Annotated in this window: 13 protein-coding genes; 9 read left to right on the forward strand and 4 right to left on the reverse strand. The window is 60.8% G+C overall.

Annotation, left to right across the window (positions count from 1 at the left end; genetic code table 11):
* Position 1 precedes the first annotated feature (1 nt).
* The 5 genes from xdhB to WA928_RS10820 all read left to right on the forward strand — a co-directional run bounded on the left by xdhB (position 2) and on the right by WA928_RS10820 (position 7,014).
* On the forward strand, positions 2–2,383 hold the full coding sequence (xdhB, locus tag WA928_RS10800) for a xanthine dehydrogenase molybdopterin binding subunit (RefSeq protein WP_424303273.1): 2,382 nt from the start codon (positions 2–4) through the stop codon (positions 2,381–2,383).
* Positions 2,384–2,388: 5 nt separating this feature from the next.
* A complete protein-coding gene (xdhC, locus tag WA928_RS10805) occupies positions 2,389–3,426 on the forward strand; it encodes a xanthine dehydrogenase accessory protein XdhC (protein ID WP_350381169.1) in 1,038 nt (345 codons plus the stop codon).
* Between the two features lie 56 nt (positions 3,427–3,482).
* Positions 3,483–4,811, forward strand: a complete 1,329-nt coding sequence (guaD, locus tag WA928_RS10810; protein WP_424303277.1) for a guanine deaminase — start codon at positions 3,483–3,485, stop codon at positions 4,809–4,811.
* 70 nt (positions 4,812–4,881) lie between these two features.
* Entirely contained in the window at positions 4,882–6,378 is a 1,497-nt protein-coding gene (locus WA928_RS10815) for an AMP nucleosidase (RefSeq protein WP_350381165.1), read from the forward strand.
* 87 nt (positions 6,379–6,465) lie between these two features.
* Positions 6,466–7,014, forward strand: coding sequence for a YaeQ family protein (locus WA928_RS10820; RefSeq protein WP_350381163.1), 549 nt, complete (start codon positions 6,466–6,468; stop codon positions 7,012–7,014).
* Here WA928_RS10820 and WA928_RS10825 read toward each other — a convergent pair.
* From WA928_RS10825 to WA928_RS10840, 4 genes are all read right to left on the reverse strand, one after another.
* Positions 7,011–7,763: a TSUP family transporter gene (locus tag WA928_RS10825; protein WP_424303282.1), complete on the reverse strand. Its 753-nt coding sequence runs from the start codon at positions 7,761–7,763 to the stop codon at positions 7,011–7,013. The genes WA928_RS10820 and WA928_RS10825 overlap by 4 nt on opposite strands.
* Before the next feature lie 87 nt (positions 7,764–7,850).
* Positions 7,851–8,876 (reverse strand): DctP family TRAP transporter solute-binding subunit, encoded by a 1,026-nt coding sequence (locus WA928_RS10830; RefSeq protein ID WP_424303285.1) that lies wholly within the window; start codon positions 8,874–8,876, stop codon positions 7,851–7,853.
* A gap of 310 nt (positions 8,877–9,186) precedes the next feature.
* Entirely contained in the window at positions 9,187–10,485 is a 1,299-nt protein-coding gene (locus tag WA928_RS10835) for a TRAP transporter large permease (protein ID WP_350381158.1), read from the reverse strand.
* Positions 10,482–11,006, reverse strand: a complete 525-nt coding sequence (locus WA928_RS10840; RefSeq protein WP_424303288.1) for a TRAP transporter small permease — start codon at positions 11,004–11,006, stop codon at positions 10,482–10,484. Before WA928_RS10840 ends, WA928_RS10835 begins: the two co-directional genes overlap by 4 nt.
* A gap of 184 nt (positions 11,007–11,190) precedes the next feature.
* Here WA928_RS10840 and ilvB point away from each other — a divergent pair, with 184 nt between their 5' ends.
* The 4 genes from ilvB to WA928_RS10860 all read left to right on the forward strand — a co-directional run bounded on the left by ilvB (position 11,191) and on the right by WA928_RS10860 (position 15,895).
* Positions 11,191–12,966, forward strand: a complete 1,776-nt coding sequence (gene ilvB / locus WA928_RS10845; protein ID WP_424303291.1) for a biosynthetic-type acetolactate synthase large subunit — start codon at positions 11,191–11,193, stop codon at positions 12,964–12,966.
* A 168-nt stretch (positions 12,967–13,134) separates the two neighbouring features.
* The gene (locus WA928_RS10850; protein ID WP_350381153.1) at positions 13,135–14,115 is read left to right on the forward strand and encodes a TRAP transporter substrate-binding protein; all 981 of its coding nucleotides are present in this window, start codon (positions 13,135–13,137) and stop codon (positions 14,113–14,115) included.
* 4 nt (positions 14,116–14,119) lie between these two features.
* Positions 14,120–14,608, forward strand: a complete 489-nt coding sequence (locus tag WA928_RS10855; RefSeq protein ID WP_424303294.1) for a TRAP transporter small permease — start codon at positions 14,120–14,122, stop codon at positions 14,606–14,608.
* Positions 14,609–14,617: 9 nt separating this feature from the next.
* Positions 14,618–15,895, forward strand: coding sequence for a TRAP transporter large permease (locus tag WA928_RS10860; RefSeq protein WP_424303297.1), 1,278 nt, complete (start codon positions 14,618–14,620; stop codon positions 15,893–15,895).
* Positions 15,896–15,940 lie beyond the last annotated feature (45 nt).

Raw genomic sequence — 15,940 nt, forward strand, 5'->3', positions numbered from 1 at the left:
CATGAACATGCGTGTCAATATTCCGCTTGAACTCGACCGTCTGGCTGTTGCCAACGACAGCATCCCCCACCCGGTGGTGGGCGAGCCCGCTGCCGGTGCAGCCAGCCCCCACGAATCCGCAGTCCTGCATGTCAGCGGCGAAGCTACTTACACCGACGATATCCCTGAACTGCGCGGTACGGTCTATGCTGCGCTGGGCCTGTCCGACAAGCCGCATGCCCGCATTACCGGGATGGACCTGGATGCCGTGCGCCAGGCCCCGGGCGTGCTGGCCGTACTTACCGCCAAGGACATCCCTGGCAAGAACGATTGCGGCCCGGTCATCGAAGATGATCCCATCCTGGCCGATGGCATCGTGCAATACGTGGGTCAGCCCATGTTTGCCGTGGTGGCCCGTAGTGTCGACCAGGCCCGCCGCGCTGCGCGCCTGGGCAAGATCACCTACGAGGATCTGCCCTTTTTGCTGACCCCCAAGCAGGCCAAGGATGCCGGCGTGGGCACCACCGACGAGCTCCGCCTGCTTAAAGGTGATGTGCAAGCGGCGCTGGACAGCGCCCCGGTGCGCCTGACAGGCACGTTTTCTTGCGGTGGACAAGAACAGTTCTACCTCGAAGGCCAGATTGCCTACGCCATCCCGCGCGAGAAAGACGGCATGCTGGTGTTGTGCTCTACCCAGCACCCCACCGAGATGCAACATGCTGTCTCTCATGCCCTGAACTGGCAGCGCCATCAGGTCGAAATCGAGTGCCGTCGCCTGGGCGGTGGCTTTGGCGGTAAAGAGTCCCAGTCGGCCCTATTTGCCTGCGTGGCGTCTGTGTGCGCGGCCAAGCTGCAGCGCCCCGTCAAGCTGCGGGCGGATCGCGACGATGACATGATGATCACCGGCAAGCGTCACGGCTTTTATTTTGAGTACGACGTGGGCTTCGATACCGAGGGCCTCATCCAGGGCGTGCGTCTGGATATGACCTTGCATTCCGGGTTCTCGGCCGATTTGTCTGAAGCCGTGGCCAGCCGTGCGTTGGCGCACTTTGATAATGCCTACTACATCCCGGCTGCCGACATCCACACCATGTGCGGCAAGGTCAACACCCAATCAGCCACGGCATTTCGCGGCTTTGGGGCGCCCCAGGGGGCACTGGTCACCGAGGTCCTGATTGATCGCGTGGCCCGACAGCTGGGCAAGGATCCGCTGGATATCCGCTACCTTAATTTGTACGGCACCGATACGCGCAACACCACGCCGTATGGTGAAGTCGTCGAAGGCAATTTGCTGTACCCCATCATCAGCGAGCTCGAAGCCAGCTCGGATTACCGGGCGCGCCGCCAGGCCGTGCAGGCGTTCAATGCCAGCAGCCCGGTGCTTAAAAAAGGCCTGGCGCTTACGCCCGTGAAGTTTGGCATCTCGTTTAATGTGCCGGCCTTCAACCAGGCTGGTGCCTTGGTGCATATTTATCGCGACGGCTCGGTGCTGCTGAACCATGGCGGCATCGAAATGGGCCAGGGCCTGAACACCAAGGTGGCACAGATTGTGGCCAATACCCTGGGGCTGGATCTCGAATGCGTGCGGGTCACCGCCACGGACACCTACAAGGTGATCAACACCTCGGCCACCGCAGCCTCCACGGGCTCGGATCTCAATGGCAAGGCGGCCGAAGACGCCGCACTGACCCTGCGTACCCGCCTGGCTGATTTTGCAGCCCGCAAGTATGGCGGCAAGGCTGATGATGTTACCTTCGCCTGGCGCCAGGTGAGCGTCAATGGCAAGACCTTGCCCTTTGCGCAGCTGGTTGAAGAAGCCTACTGGGATCGTGTGCAGCTTTGGTCTGACGGCTTTTACAAGACCCCGGACATCAGTTGGGACAAGGCCACCAGTCGCGGCAATCCGTTTTACTACTACGCCTTTGGTGCCGCGGTGTCCGAGGTAGTCGTGGATACGCTGACTGGCGAGTGGAAATTGTTGCGGGCCGATATCCTTCATGATGTGGGTGCTTCCATCAATCCGGCCATCGATATTGGCCAGATCGAAGGCGGCTACATCCAGGGGATGGGCTGGCTGACCACCGAAGAGCTGGTGTGGCGCGAGGATGGCCGCCTGACCACCCATGCGCCGTCCACCTACAAGATCCCGGCCATCAGCGACTGCCCGCGTGATTTCCGCGTGCGGTTGTTCAAGGCGCGCAACCACAAGGATTCCGTGCACCACTCCAAGGCGGTGGGCGAGCCCCCGCTGGTGCATGGCGTCAGCGTGTTCAATGCCATCTGCGAGGCGCTGGCTTCCCTGGGCGACGGCCATGTCTCGCCGGAACTCAGCGCACCCGCCACACCTGAAGCCATTCTCAAGGCGGCCCAGGGACTGCGGCAACGCAAGGCCGTGGCGGCCTGACGCATATGTCGACGACGGCCTGGATCGATCAGGCGCTTTGGTGCCTGAACCGGCAACAGGCGGTGGTGCTGATCACCGTCGCGGCAGTGCGTGGTTCCGCGCCTCGCGAGGCCGGTGCCAAGATGCTGGTGTCAGCAGGCCATCAGTGGCTGACGATTGGCGGTGGCCAGCTTGAGTGGCAGGCCACGCATCTGGCCCGGCAACATCTTCAGCACCCCGGCCAGCCGGATCGCTGGGTGCAGGAGATGCCGTTGGCGGCCTCGGCAGGCCAGTGCTGTGGCGGGCTGGTTACCCTGCTTTTTGAGCAGCTGCAGCCTGGCGACCAGAGCTGGCTGCAGGATTGCCACGATCGTCTGCATCGGCAGGAAGCGTTTGAACGCGAGGTGGGGGTAGGTGCGCCAGGGGTAGCCGCCTGGGTGCGCCTGCAGGCGCCGGGGGCAGCCTCCAGGCCGGCCAACAGGTTTCAGGCAGCCCGCCTGTTAAATCCGCAAGATGCCCGCGGCTGTGCGGTGCTTGCAGAGCCGCTTATGCCGGATCCTCTGCAGGTGATGGTGTTTGGCGCCGGACACGTGGGCCAGGCCCTGGTCAGCATTTTGGGCACTTTGCCGTGCCAGGTTACCTGGGTGGATACGCGCGACGGGATGTTTCCCGACGCCGTGGCGCCCAATGTCACCATCGAAGCCACCGATACGCCCGAGGCCCTCATCGAATATGCTCCGCCCGGCAGCTGCTTTCTGGTGATGACTCACGATCACGCACTGGATCAGCACCTTTGTGAAGAGCTGCTCAAACGTGACGACACAGCTTACATTGGCCTTATTGGCTCGGCCACCAAGTGGCATAAGTTTCAACAACGTTTTCGGCTGCGCGGGATTTCGCCCGACCGCTATGCCCGCATCACCTGTCCCATCGGCGAACCCGGCATCGAAGGCAAGCAGCCGGCTATCATCGCCGTTTCGGTTGCCGCCCAGTTGATGCGTCTGCGCACGCGCCTCACACAGGCTCCCAGCCTGTCTGGCGTGGATGCTGCCATGGCGCATTGACACCCCTTTGCACAGGCTTTGCCGCAGGGCAGCCAATACAAAAACCAGGAGACTCCATGACCTCATCGTCAACCATCCCCGCTGTGTCCGAGATTCAGGCCTATCGCGCGCAACTGCTGTATTTTCGCGATACGCCCAAGGCAGAGGACGAGGCTTGTGAATGGATCCGCGATGGCCTGTTGGTGGTGTGTGATGGCCAGATCCAGCATTGTGGCGAATATGATCAACTGATCAAGGATCTGCCACCGGGCATCGCAGTGCACGATTGGCGCGGGCGCCTGATTACTGCCGGTTTCATTGATACACACATCCACTATCCGCAGACCGACATGATTGCCTCGCCGGCACCCGGCCTGCTGCCTTGGCTGGAAACCTATACGTTTCCTACCGAGCGCCGCTTTGAAAATCCCGAGTATGCGCAGGAGGTGGCGCGGTTTTTTCTGGATGAGCTGCTGCGCTGTGGCACCACGACGGCACTGGTGTATTGCACGGTTCATCCGGGCTCGGCCCAGGCCTTTTTTGAGGAAAGCCACAGCCGCAATTTGCGTATGGTGGCCGGTAAGGTGATGATGGACCGCAACTGCCCCGAGTACCTGCGCGACACGGCTGAAACCGGAGCCCGCGACAGCGAAATGCTGCTGCAACGCTGGCACGGCACCGGGCGCCAGATGTATGCCCTGACGCCGCGCTTTGCCCCTACCTCCAGCCCCGAGCAATTGGGGCGCTGCCGCGAGCTGGCCCAGCAATACGACGATGTCTTCATCCAGTCGCATGTGTCTGAAAACAAGGATGAAGTGAAATGGGTGATGAGCCTGTTTCCCGGCCATCGCAGCTATCTGGATATTTACGACCACTTTGGTCTGCTGCGTCCGCGTGCGGTGTACGGCCATTGTGTCTGGCTGGATGACGATGACCGCCGCCGCATGCGTGATGCCGGCGCGGTGGCGGCACATTGCCCCACTTCCAATCAGTTTCTGGGCAGCGGCCTGTTTGATTTTGCCGCTGCGCGGAATTTCTCCATGCCTGTCACGCTGGCAACCGACGTGGGTGGCGGCTCGTCGTTTTCGATGCTGCAAACCATGAACGAAGCCCACAAGGTGGCCCGCCTGTCAGGCCATCACCTGACCGCCCGGCGCATGTTCTGGCAGGCCACGCAAGGCGCTGCCAAGCACCTGGGCCTGACGGGCCAGGTGGGCACACTGGAACCCGGTGCTGAAGCCGATTTCATTGTGCTCGACCCCCAGGCCACGCCATTGCTGGCACGCCGCACTGCACGCGTGGAATCGCTTGAAGAGCTGCTCTTTGCCCTGGCCATGCTGGGCGATGACCGTGCAATTGCCGCCACTTATGCAGCCGGACGGGAAGTGCACCGCCGGGCGAGCTGATCGCGTCACAAGATCAGGTCGATGGGGTGCTCTGTCATCCCCTCGTCACCCGAACCTGCCATAATCAGGCATGGACAAATACGCTGATGCACTCCGCCCGACCCGGCTGCCGCCACTGGTGCCGTTTTCCAGCTATACCGATGCCGATGCAGCGGTTGAGCAGCTGATCAAGCTGTACCAACGCAACACCGCGTTTATTCGGGATGCGTTTCGCGAGTACGGTGCCGGCACGCTTGAGCTTGGTCAACGGGTGCGGGCCTGCTATCCGGCTATCCGGATCCGGATCAATACCTATCCCGAAGTCGACAGCCGCCTGTCGTACGGGCATCTGGTCGAGCCCGGTGTCTATATGACTACCGTCACCCGGCCCACGCTGTTTCGCGATTATCTGCGTGAGCAAGTGCGCCTGCTGCTGCGCAACCACAATGTGCCCGTCGAGATCGGTGAGTCCGATCTGCCGATCCCGCTGCACTTTGCGTTCCCCGAGGGCGAGTATGCACAGGGTGAGTACTCTGAAGTGCCAGGGCATACGCTGCGCGACCACTTCGATGTGCCCGACCTTGCAGTCACCGATGATGCCATTGTCAATGGCACCTGGCGCGGGCGGCCCAATCAGCCGCGGCCACTGGCGCCGTTTACCGGACCGCGGGTAGATTACTCACTGCAGCGCCTGCAGCATTACACAGGCACGTCGCCCACACATTTTCAGGACTTCGTGCTGTTTACCAACTACCAGTTTTACGTGGATGAGTTTGTAAAATGGGCACGGGCCACCCTGGCCAGCGGCACGGGCGGTTACCAGGCGCTGGTGCAGCCAGGTAACCATATCGTCACCCGCGAAACCGCTACCCAGGAGGCACCGGCACTGGCGTTTACGCCCCAGATGCCTACCTACCACATCACCCGCGAGGGACACACCGGCATCACCTTGATCAATATCGGTGTGGGGCCGTCCAACGCCAAAACCATTACCGATCACGTGGCAGTGCTGCGCCCATCGGCCTGGCTGATGCTGGGCCATTGCGCCGGCCTGCGCACCACACAGCGCCTGGGCGATTACGTGCTGGCCCATGGCTACGTCCGTGAAGACCACGTACTGGATGACGACCTCCCTTTGTGGGTGCCTGTGCCGCCGTTGGCAGAGGTGCAGGTGGCACTAGAGCAAGCGGTGGCCGAAGTGGCCGGCCTGTCGGGCTGGGAGCTTAAGAAAATCATGCGTACCGGTACGGTGGCCACTATCGACAACCGCAACTGGGAGCTTCGCGACCAACAAGAACCTGTGCAGCGCCTCTCGCAGTCGCGGGCTATTGCACTGGATATGGAGTCTGCCACCGTCGCGGCCAATGGGTTTCGTTTTCGGGTGCCGTACGGCACCCTGCTGTGCGTGTCCGACAAGCCTTTGCATGGTGAGCTTAAACTGCCGGGCATGGCCAGTGCGTTTTACCGCACACAGGTCAATCAACACCTGCATATTGGCATCCGGGCGCTGGAGCACCTGCGGGAGATGCCGGGTGAGCGCCTGCACTCACGCAAATTGCGCAGCTTCATCGAGACTGCATTTAAATAGACCTGGGTTTGGCAAGGGGGTGTCCGGGCAGCCACCTTGTCCTGTCTCGCTTTCAGGCCTGAGCCTTCATTTTTCAGAGATTGTTCAATGGCATTGCGCGCCACTGTTTTCAAAGCCGATCTTCACGTTGCCGACAACGACCGTGGCTATTACGCCAGCCACGCGCTTACCGTGGCCAGACATCCCTCGGAAACCGACGAACGCCTGATGGTGCGTTTGCTGGCGTATGCGCTGTGGGTTCAGGCAGATGAGCGCCTGGTGTTTACGCGGGGATTAAGCGACACGGATGAGCCGGCGCTCTGGCAGCTGGATCTCACGGGTGCCGTCGAGCAGTGGATCGAAGTGGGCCTGCCAGATGAACGCCGTCTGCTAAAAGCCTGTGGACGCGCCGGGCAGGTGATGGTGCTGGCCTATGGGCGCGGGGTAGACCTTTGGTGGGCGGGTGTGCGCAACAAGGTGGCCCGGGCTGCCAATTTGCAGGTGTACTGCCTGGATGCTGACGCCAGCAGGGCTTTGGGCGAGCTGGCTCAGCGCAATATGAGTCTGAGCATCAATGTGACGGATCGCAATGCCTGGGTGTCTTGTGATCGGGGCGATGTGAGCCTGGATGTGCGCCGCCTGCATCCTGCAGATTAATCAAAAAAAATCATTTTCAGCGATACGGCAACCGCCATCAGCACCATCAAGACACGGATGAGCTGATGGCCTCGTGTCACCACCAGCCGCGCACCGATCGTGCCACCGATCCATTGGCCCACCAGCAAGGGCAGGCCATAGGCCCACCAGATATTGCCGTGCAAGGCATAAAAGATGACCGCCGACAGATTACTGCACAGATTGAGCAGCTTGGCATGAGCCGTGGCTTTGACCAGGTTCATGCCAAGCAGCGTCACCAGTGAAATGGCAAGAAAGGTGCCCGACCCGGGGCCAAAAAAACCGTCGTAAAAGCCGATCAGCGGTGCGATGCAAAGCGCGTACATACCCGTGGTGATGCGTTGGGTGCGATCTTGTGCCCCTACCTTGGGCGACAGCAAGAAATAGACGGCAAAGCCGATCAGCAGCACAGGGATGACTTGCTTGAGCACATTGCTGTCGATGCGGGTAAGCGCAATGCCCCCCACCAGCGATCCGAGAAGCGTACCCAGCATCATCCAGCGGCTGCGCTTGAGATCGAGCTGACGGATGCGTAAAAAATGAATAGTGGCTGCGGCCGAACAGGCAAACCCGCCAATCTTGTTGGTGGCGATGGCCGCCCCTGGAGGCATCCCCACGGCCAGCAGGGCGGGAATGGTGATCAGGCCGCCGCCCCCGGCAATGGCATCAATGGTGCCGGCCATCATGGCAACAAAAAACAGCAGTACGACAATGTCGAAAGAGATTTCCATGGTGGCCGGGGAGGCTGAATAAAATGCAGACAGCCAGTCGGGAGACTGGCTGTTCAGAGACGCAAACGTCTGGTGGACGTTGCTATCTTAACGCTTGGCGATATCTTCCTGGGCTTGCTTCACCAGATCGGCGCCAATCTCCTTGGACCATTTGTCGAACACGGGTTTGGTGACTTTTGCAAATGCATCGATTTGCTCTGGCGACAGGACGGTAACCGTGACGTTATGGCTTTCGATCTCCTTGAGCAGCGAGTTATCGGTGTTGGTGACACCCTTGCGTGCGATCACGATCTCTTTTTTGCCGGCTTCGATGGCCGCCTCACGCACGATCTTTTGATCGGCAGGAGACCAGGTGTTCCAGACGTCTTTGTTGACCACAAAGATCAGCGGATCGGCGACGTAGTTCCAGAGGCTGAGGTATTTTTGGCCGACATCGTACAGCTTGGCGCCGGCGTAGATGGACAGCGGGTTTTCCTGGCCGTCTACAGCGCCACTGGCTAGCGCGGGTTGTGCGTCTGCCCAGCTCATTTGGGTGGGGTTGGCGCCCAGCGCGGTGAATGTATCGATGTACAGCGGCGAACCGACAACGCGCAGTTTCATGCCCTTGATGTCTTCGGGTGCCTTGACTTCACGAACCGAGTTGGACAACTGCCGGTAACCGTTTTCGCCCCAGGCCAGGGGTACCACGCCCTTTTTGCTAAGGGTGTCGAAAATCTGCTCACCCACCTTGCCCTGGGTGAGAGCGTCGATGGCTGGGTAATCGGGCATCAGGAAAGGCAGCGAAAAAAGATTGAGTTCTTTGACCTGCGGTGACCAGTTGATGGTGGAACCAATGGCCATGTCGATCACGCCCTGGCGGATGGCGGTGAACTCGCGGGTTTGGTCGCCCTGCACCAGGGAGGTGCCCGGGTAGACTTTGATGTTGATGCGCCCGTTGGTGCGCTCGCGCACCAGATCAGACCAGATCACCGCCCCCTGACCCCAGGGGAAATTGGTGCCCACCACGATGGACAGCTTGTATTCTGATTTGTAGTCGGCCGCCTGGGCCGGCAGCGTCGTGGCCAGGGCCGTGACGGCCAGGGCTGCGGCGCCGATGAGTCGTGTGAAATGCATGGTGTAGTCTCCTCTCCTGAAAAATCCGCAGTCCTCCCGGACCACGTGTGAAATTTGTATCCCTGATTGATGCTCTCGTCAGCGCGAAGCGGCTCCCGCCCCTCTTTTCGTCCGCCACAACTTGGGTCCACGCCGCCCCTCTTTTCGTCAGCCTGGACATGTGGGGTGTTGCAAGCACTGTTGGAGCACACTCGTCCATCCGCGGCGCAGCCGCAAAATTGCGACCTGTGCTTGCAACCCCCCACATGTCCGGGCGAGGTCTGTGAAAATGACCCTCACAACAGCCTTCCCCGCGAGATCCAGCAAATAATCAGTATCCCAGATAATGCGGCAACCATAACGCAATCTGCGGAAAAACCACCACCAGAATCAGTGCGCACAACATGCCGCCCACCAGCCACAGCACCCAGGGCACCGTGGTTTCCATGGGGATACGGGCAATTTTGCTGGAAACCATCAGGTTAACCGCCACAGGCGGCGTAAATTGCCCCACTGCCACCATCAGTGTCAGCACCACGCCCAGCCACACCAGATCCCACTGAAAAGCCATGGCCACAGGCTGGATCAGCGGCACGAAAATCAAGAAGATGGAAATCCCGTCGAGGAACATCCCCGCCACGATAAGCAGCAACACCAGCAGCGTCATCACGCCGTAAGAGCCCAGGCCCGAGTGCACGATGGCCTTGGTGATGGGATCGATGATTGACAGGGTAGAGAGTGACCAGGCAAAAATGCCCGCCAGTGTCACGATCATCATGATCACGGCGGAGAGCTCGCCGGCTTCGCGCAAAATGGGGAATAAATCCCGCCAGCGCATGGTGCGATGCACAAAAAACCCGATGAACAGGCCGTAGAACACCGCCACCACGGCGGCTTCGGTGGGAGTGAAATACCCCATGCGCATGCCGCCCAGGATGATCACCGGGGCGGCCAGCCCCGGGATGGCCTCGAACAGGCTGCGCCAGAATGCCGGGCGTGGCTCTTTGCGGGATTCGGCGCCCATATTGTGGCGCCGAGCCAGCCACACGGCCGGGATGATCAGGCCAATACCGGCCAAGATGCCCGGCAGCATGCCTGCGGCGAACAGGGCGGGCACCGAGGCCTGAGGTACCAGGATCGAGTACACAATCATGGCAATGGAGGGCGGGATCAGGATGTCGGTGGCAGCACCTGCCGCCACCACGCTGGCCGAGTAGGCACGCGGATAACCGGCGCGGTTCATGGCGCCAATCATGATGGCGCCCACAGCGGCGGCACAGGCCGGGCCCGAGCCTGAAATGCCCCCCAGGAACATCGCCACCGTGATGGTGACCACGGCCAGCATGCCCGGCCCGTTGCCGGTGATGGACTGTGCCAGGCGCACCAGCTTTGCGGCCACGCCCGAGCGATCAAAAATGGAACCCACCAGCACAAACATCGGGATGGCCAGCAGCGGGTACTTGGCCAGGCCAGCATAAAAGCTTTGCGATACCGCCATCAGCCCAAACCAGTGGGTATCGGGGTTGGCCAGGGCGATGGCCAGTGTGCCAGCGCCACCCAGGGCCACGCCCACGGGCACGCCGATGACCATCAGGATGACAAACAGGCCAAATAACAGGGAGGCAATCATCGTGGCAGCCTCCAGGTGCGCAGCAGCATCCCGGCTAGCCGCAACGTGATGATGCCCGCCAAAACGGGCAGCCATATCGAATACCACCAGGTGGGTACTCCGATGGCGGGCGAGGTGTCGCCCCAGTTGAGTTCATCCAGTGCCATGCGGCCCAGCAAAACCGTGAGCACCGCGAAAAACAGCAGGCAAATACCATCCGAGAGCAGCGCCAGCCGCCGCTGGCGGCGGGTAGTGCCGCCAGCGGCGATGAGTTCGATGCGGATGTGCAGGCGGCGCACAAATGCCGACGAGCCCGCGCTCATGGTAAGCACCACCAGCAGAAAAATGGAGATCTCTTCTGTCCAGGCAAAGGACTGGTCGGTGAGGTAGCGCACGATGACATTGGCCAGCGTGATACACGCCAGGGTAGCCAGGCTAAGCACGGTAAGCCAGTCTTCGAAGCGTAGCGAGACGCGGACGGCTGGGTCGGGGCTGGGGATGTCGAGAGGCAGTGCAGGGTTTGGTGCGGGCTGATCGGACATGAATACGCAGGAGAGAAGACAAATGGCGGGTGCCCAAAAGGCACTGAACTACAGCATGCTACTGCGGATTGAGCGGTTTGCCAGCCCGGGAGATCCCGTGGAAACCACCTGCCTGGTAGGGTTGGTGGCGGGGGAAACGAGATACACTGGGTCTTGTCCTTTCTCCACCCTCAGGTTCTGTCCCGTGAATGCCCCCGCCCCTGCGCCGCTGCGCGATTCCTCCGATCAAATATCCGCTGGCCGCAATGGCGCCGAGGTCTTGCTGGATACCCTGATTGCCCTGGGTGTGGACACCGTTTTTGGTTATCCAGGTGGGGCGGTGTTGCCCCTGTACGATGCCCTGTATGCCCAGCCAGGTATCCATCACGTGCTGGTGCGCCACGAGCAGGCCGCCATGCATGCCGCCGAGGGGTACGCGCGGTCTACGGGGCGCCCGGGGGTGGTGTTTGTCACCTCCGGCCCGGGGATGTCCAACACTACAACCGGCTTGCTGGATGCCTTGTGTGATTCCATCCCGGTGCTGTGCATCAGTGGCCAGGTGGCGTCCAGCGCCATCGGCACAGACGCCTTCCAGGAGTGCGACGCTGTGGGCATCTCGCGGCCGGTCACCAAATGGAATGCCCAGGTGCGGCGCATCGAAGACGTGGCCGACCTCGTGGCCAAGGCCCTGCGTCTCACACGCGCCGGGCGTCCGGGCCCTGTGTTACTGGATTTCCCCAAAGATTTACAGATGGCGCTGGTGCCGCCCGAGCATCAATCGCCGGTGGCCGAGCCCGAGCCTGCCGTTGAAACCATGCAACCGGCCGCCGAAGCCGCTATCAAACGGGCGGCGGCGCTGATTGCCAAGGCGCGCCGGCCTGTGTTTTACGGTGGTGGCGGGTTGATCAACTCGGGCGTGGATGCCTGCCACGCATTTGGATCGCTGGTGCAGGCCACTGGCGCGCCATGCACCCTCACGCTGATGGGCCTGGGGGCTTTTCCGGCGGCCGAGCCCCAGTTTCTTGGAATGCTGGGCATGCATGGCACCCTGCAGGCCAATCTGGCCATGCACCATGCCGATCTCATCATTTGTGTGGGCGCCCGGTTTGACGACCGCATCACGGGGCGTTTGTCCGATTTTTGCCCGCATGCCGACAAAATCCATCTGGATATCGACCCCGCTTCCATCAATAAAGTGGTGCGGGCCGATGTGGCGCTGGTGGGAGATTGTTATCCGCTGCTGCGCGCCCTGCACAAAGAGCTGGGCCAATATGCGCTGGATGCTGGCCGGCTGGCCGACTGGTGGCAGCGCATTGGCGTGTGGCAGGCCCGCGATTGCCTGAAGGTAACGCCCTCGGCCGATGTCATCCTGCCGCAAGATCTCATGCAGCGGGTCGACCGCCTGATCGCCGGGCGCGATGCGATTGTGTCCACCGATGTGGGCCAGCACCAGATGTGGGCCGCCCAGTATATTCACCTGGATCGCCCCAATCGCTGGTTAACCTCGGGCGGGGCGGGCACCATGGGTTATGGCTTGCCGGCGGCCATCGGCGCGCAGGTGGCACACCCCGACAAACCCGTGGTGTGCATCAGTGGCGATGCCTCGGTGCTGATGAACATCCAGGAGCTTGCCACGGCGATGCAGCATCATGCCCCGGTCAAGGTGATCCTGTGCAATAACGGCCATATGGGCATGGTGCGCCAGTGGCAAGAGCTGATTCACGAAGGCCGTTACAGCCACAGCTACAACGCGTCGATCCCCGATTTTGTGGCGCTGGCCGGTGCCTTTGGCTGGGGGGCTGCCCGGGTGGATCACCCGCGCGATCTCGACGCCGCGCTGGCCGCCTGCATGGCACACGATGGCCCGTATTTTCTGGATGTGGCTGTGGTGCCCCTGCAAAATTGTTTCCCGATGATGCCGGCTGGCTACGGCCATCAGCAGGTGATGTTGTCCGAAGACACCTGGTACGTCGAAGAATAATCCGCCTGCCTGTTGCGGTGATCTGAGTCTCTCGCAGGCGCATGGATTGTGGATATCCCCAGGTTTGCCCGCGTTGCGGGTAAGGAGCGCTTCGTGTTAGAACTTTACCGGTTCAACAACCTGCCATTACCTGTTTGGCCAGGGCTGTCCGCACTCACAGGAGACATCATGCATCACGCTAAGAAATTTGCCGGCTGGCTGGCCGCCGTGGCCCTTGTGGGCCTTACTGCAAGCGGGCCGGTACTGGCCCAAACCACGCTCAAGATGGCCTATGCGCTATCCGAAAGCTCGCACTATGGGGCAGGTGCTGCCGCCTTTGCCAAAACACTAGAGGCCAGCACACCCGATTTCAAAGTCCAGCAGTTTCCCAACAGCCAGCTGGGTGGCGAGCGCGAAGTCATCGAAGGCCTGCAACTGGGCACCATCGATCTGGCGATTGTGTCTACGGGGGCCACGCTTAATTTTGTGCCGCAAACCGGTGTCTTCGACATCCCGTTTTTGTTCCGTGATCTTGCTCATGCCCGCAAGGTATTGGACGGCAAGATTGGTCAGGACATGCTGGCCGAGTTTCCCAAGCGCGGCCTGATTGCACTGGCCTGGGGTGAACAAGGGTTCCGTCACCTCACCAATAATGTGCGGCCGGTCAAAGAGCCCGCCGACATCAAGGGTTTGAAGATCCGCACCACCGAAAACCCCATCCATATTGCCGCGTTCCGCGAACTGGGTGTGCTGGCAACGCCCATGGCCTGGCCTGAAGTGGCCACCGCCTTGCAGCAAGGCACCATCGATGGCCAGGAAAACCCCCTGTCCGTGATTGTTTCCGTCAAGATGTGGCAGCTGCAAAAATACCTGTCGCTTACCGCCCACGTGTACGGCCCGGCATTGGTGTTGATGTCGCCCGCTGTCTACAACGGTCTGTCGGACGCTGACAAGGCCAAATTCAAGGCCGCGGGTGTGGCCAGTGCCCAGGCTATGCGCCAGTTTGTGGACAAGGTTGAGAAAGACGGTCTTGAAACCCTCAAGGCCAATGGCATGCAGATCAATACGGTAGATCATGCCGCCTTTGTAAAGGCTGTTCAGCCCGTCTATCCGCAGTACTACAAGCAGTTCGGCAAAGAACTCGTCGAAGCCATTCGCGATACGCAGTAAGCCGATGCGCGCACTAGGAGTACTCGACCGTTTTCTCTCCCGCTGGGTGTCCCGGCTTGCACAGGCTCTGCTGTGGTCGTCTGTGGCCGCCGGCTTTTATCAGGTGATGGCGCGTTTTGTGCTTCAGTCGCCATCGGCCTGGTCCGAGGCCTGGACACGGGCGTCCATCATTTGGGCGGTGATGCTGGGCATCTCCCTGGCGTTTCGCCAGGGCGCCATGCTGGGGGTCGATCTCCTTCACAATCTGCTGGCGCCGCGCAAGGCGCGTCTGCTCGAGCACCTGGTGTTGGCGATTGTGGTGTGTTTTTTAGGTTTTCTGGTCTGGATTGGCGCAGACATGACATGGCGGGTGCGCTTTCAAACCACGCCCAGTCTGGGTTGGTCCATTTCCTGGATCTATCTTTCCATTCCTGTGGGGGCTTTTCTGTCGCTGCTGGGGGCACTGGCCTATTGGGCCGAAGACTCCCGTGTTCCCTATGTTGAAACCGTCTAGGAGCTGATCATGTCGCAACTCATGGTCGTCTCCATGTTGCTGTTTTTTGGGCTTACCGTGCCCGTGGCCGTGTCCATCGGGCTGGCCACCATGGCTGGGGTCGGTTTCGACGGCCACATGACCTGGCTGGTGATTGCCCAGCAACTGTACGCTGCGCTGGATAAATACCCTCTGGTGGCGGTGCCGTTTTTTATCCTGGCCGGCAACCTCATGGAGCAAGGGGGCATCTCCGAGCGCATGGTCGAGTTTGCCAAGAGTGTGGTGGGTGGTGTGCAGGGCGGCCTAGCTTGCAGCTGCGTGCTTACCTGCATGATCTTTGCCGCAGTGGCGGGCTCCAGTGTGGCCACCACCTTTGCTGTGGGCGCGATCCTGATTCCGGCCATGGTCAAGCATGGCTATCCTGCGCCCTTTGCCGCGTCTTTGCAGGCTTCAGCGGCCGAGCTTGGCGTCATTATTCCGCCCTCTATTCCCATGATTCTTTACGCCGTGTCCACTGACACATCCGTGGGCGAGGTGTTTATTTCCGGCATCGGCCCGGGCCTGCTGATTGTTGTGGCCATGATGCTTTACGTGTGGTTGTATGCGCGGCGCAATGGCTTGGGTAAACGTGACGGTGAAAACCGCCTGCCTGTCTGGACGGCTTTTGTAAAAGCGTGGTGGGCACTGCTGATGCCGGTGATCATCCTGGGCGGCATCTACGGGGGCGTATTTACGCCCACCGAGGCCTCCGCGGTGGCCGTGGTATATGCCCTGTTTGTCGGTACATTTATTTATCGCCGTCTCACCTTTGCTTCGTTGGGCCGCACGTTTCACCGCTCGGTGGTGTCCACCGCCATCATCATGTTCATCATCGCCAATGCCGGGGTGTTTGGCTTTCTGCTCAACCGGGCCGGGGTACCCATGGCGCTGGGTCACTGGCTGGGCCAACTGTTTGGTAGCGAAATCAGTTTTTTGCTGGGGATAAATTTTGCGCTGTTCTTTATCGGCATGTTTATCGAAACCTCGGCATCCATCGTGGTGCTGGCCCCCTTGCTGCTGCCGGTGGCCATGCAGTTTGGGGTCGACCCCGCCCACTTTGGCGTCATCATGGTGGTCAACCTCGCGCTGGGTATGGTCACGCCCCCCTTCGGTGTCAATCTCTTTGCTGCCTGCACGGTGGCCAAGGTGCCCATCGAGCGTCTGATTCGTCCGCTGCTGCCGTTTGTGGGCGTGGTGCTGGTCTGTCTGATGATCATCACCTACTGGCCCGATCTTTCGTTGTATTTCCGCGATCTGGTTTACCGCTAACGGTATGGGCTGCATCGGCTGGCGCCGGTGTGGCTGTGTCTGGCG

The organism is Castellaniella sp., from assembly GCF_049651205.1.
Classification (GTDB): Bacteria; Pseudomonadota; Gammaproteobacteria; order Burkholderiales; family Burkholderiaceae_B; genus Castellaniella.

Excerpts from the sequence above, each read along its gene's own strand:
- WA928_RS10830 (WP_424303285.1), bottom strand. The coding sequence starts at position 8,876 with ATGCATTTCACACGACTCATCGGCGCCGCAGCCCTGGCCGTCACGGCC.
- WA928_RS10860 (WP_424303297.1), top strand. The coding sequence starts at position 14,618 with ATGTCGCAACTCATGGTCGTCTCCATGTTGCTGTTTTTTGGGCTTACC.
- WA928_RS10835 (WP_350381158.1), bottom strand. The coding sequence starts at position 10,485 with ATGATTGCCTCCCTGTTATTTGGCCTGTTTGTCATCCTGATGGTCATC.
- xdhC (WP_350381169.1), top strand. The coding sequence starts at position 2,389 with ATGTCGACGACGGCCTGGATCGATCAGGCGCTTTGGTGCCTGAACCGG.
- WA928_RS10850 (WP_350381153.1), top strand. The coding sequence starts at position 13,135 with ATGCATCACGCTAAGAAATTTGCCGGCTGGCTGGCCGCCGTGGCCCTT.
- WA928_RS10840 (WP_424303288.1), bottom strand. The coding sequence starts at position 11,006 with ATGTCCGATCAGCCCGCACCAAACCCTGCACTGCCTCTCGACATCCCC.
- xdhB (WP_424303273.1), top strand. The coding sequence starts at position 2 with ATGAACATGCGTGTCAATATTCCGCTTGAACTCGACCGTCTGGCTGTT.
- WA928_RS10825 (WP_424303282.1), bottom strand. The coding sequence starts at position 7,763 with ATGGAAATCTCTTTCGACATTGTCGTACTGCTGTTTTTTGTTGCCATG.
- WA928_RS10855 (WP_424303294.1), top strand. The coding sequence starts at position 14,120 with ATGCGCGCACTAGGAGTACTCGACCGTTTTCTCTCCCGCTGGGTGTCC.
- WA928_RS10815 (WP_350381165.1), top strand. The coding sequence starts at position 4,882 with ATGGACAAATACGCTGATGCACTCCGCCCGACCCGGCTGCCGCCACTG.
- guaD (WP_424303277.1), top strand. The coding sequence starts at position 3,483 with ATGACCTCATCGTCAACCATCCCCGCTGTGTCCGAGATTCAGGCCTAT.
- WA928_RS10820 (WP_350381163.1), top strand. The coding sequence starts at position 6,466 with ATGGCATTGCGCGCCACTGTTTTCAAAGCCGATCTTCACGTTGCCGAC.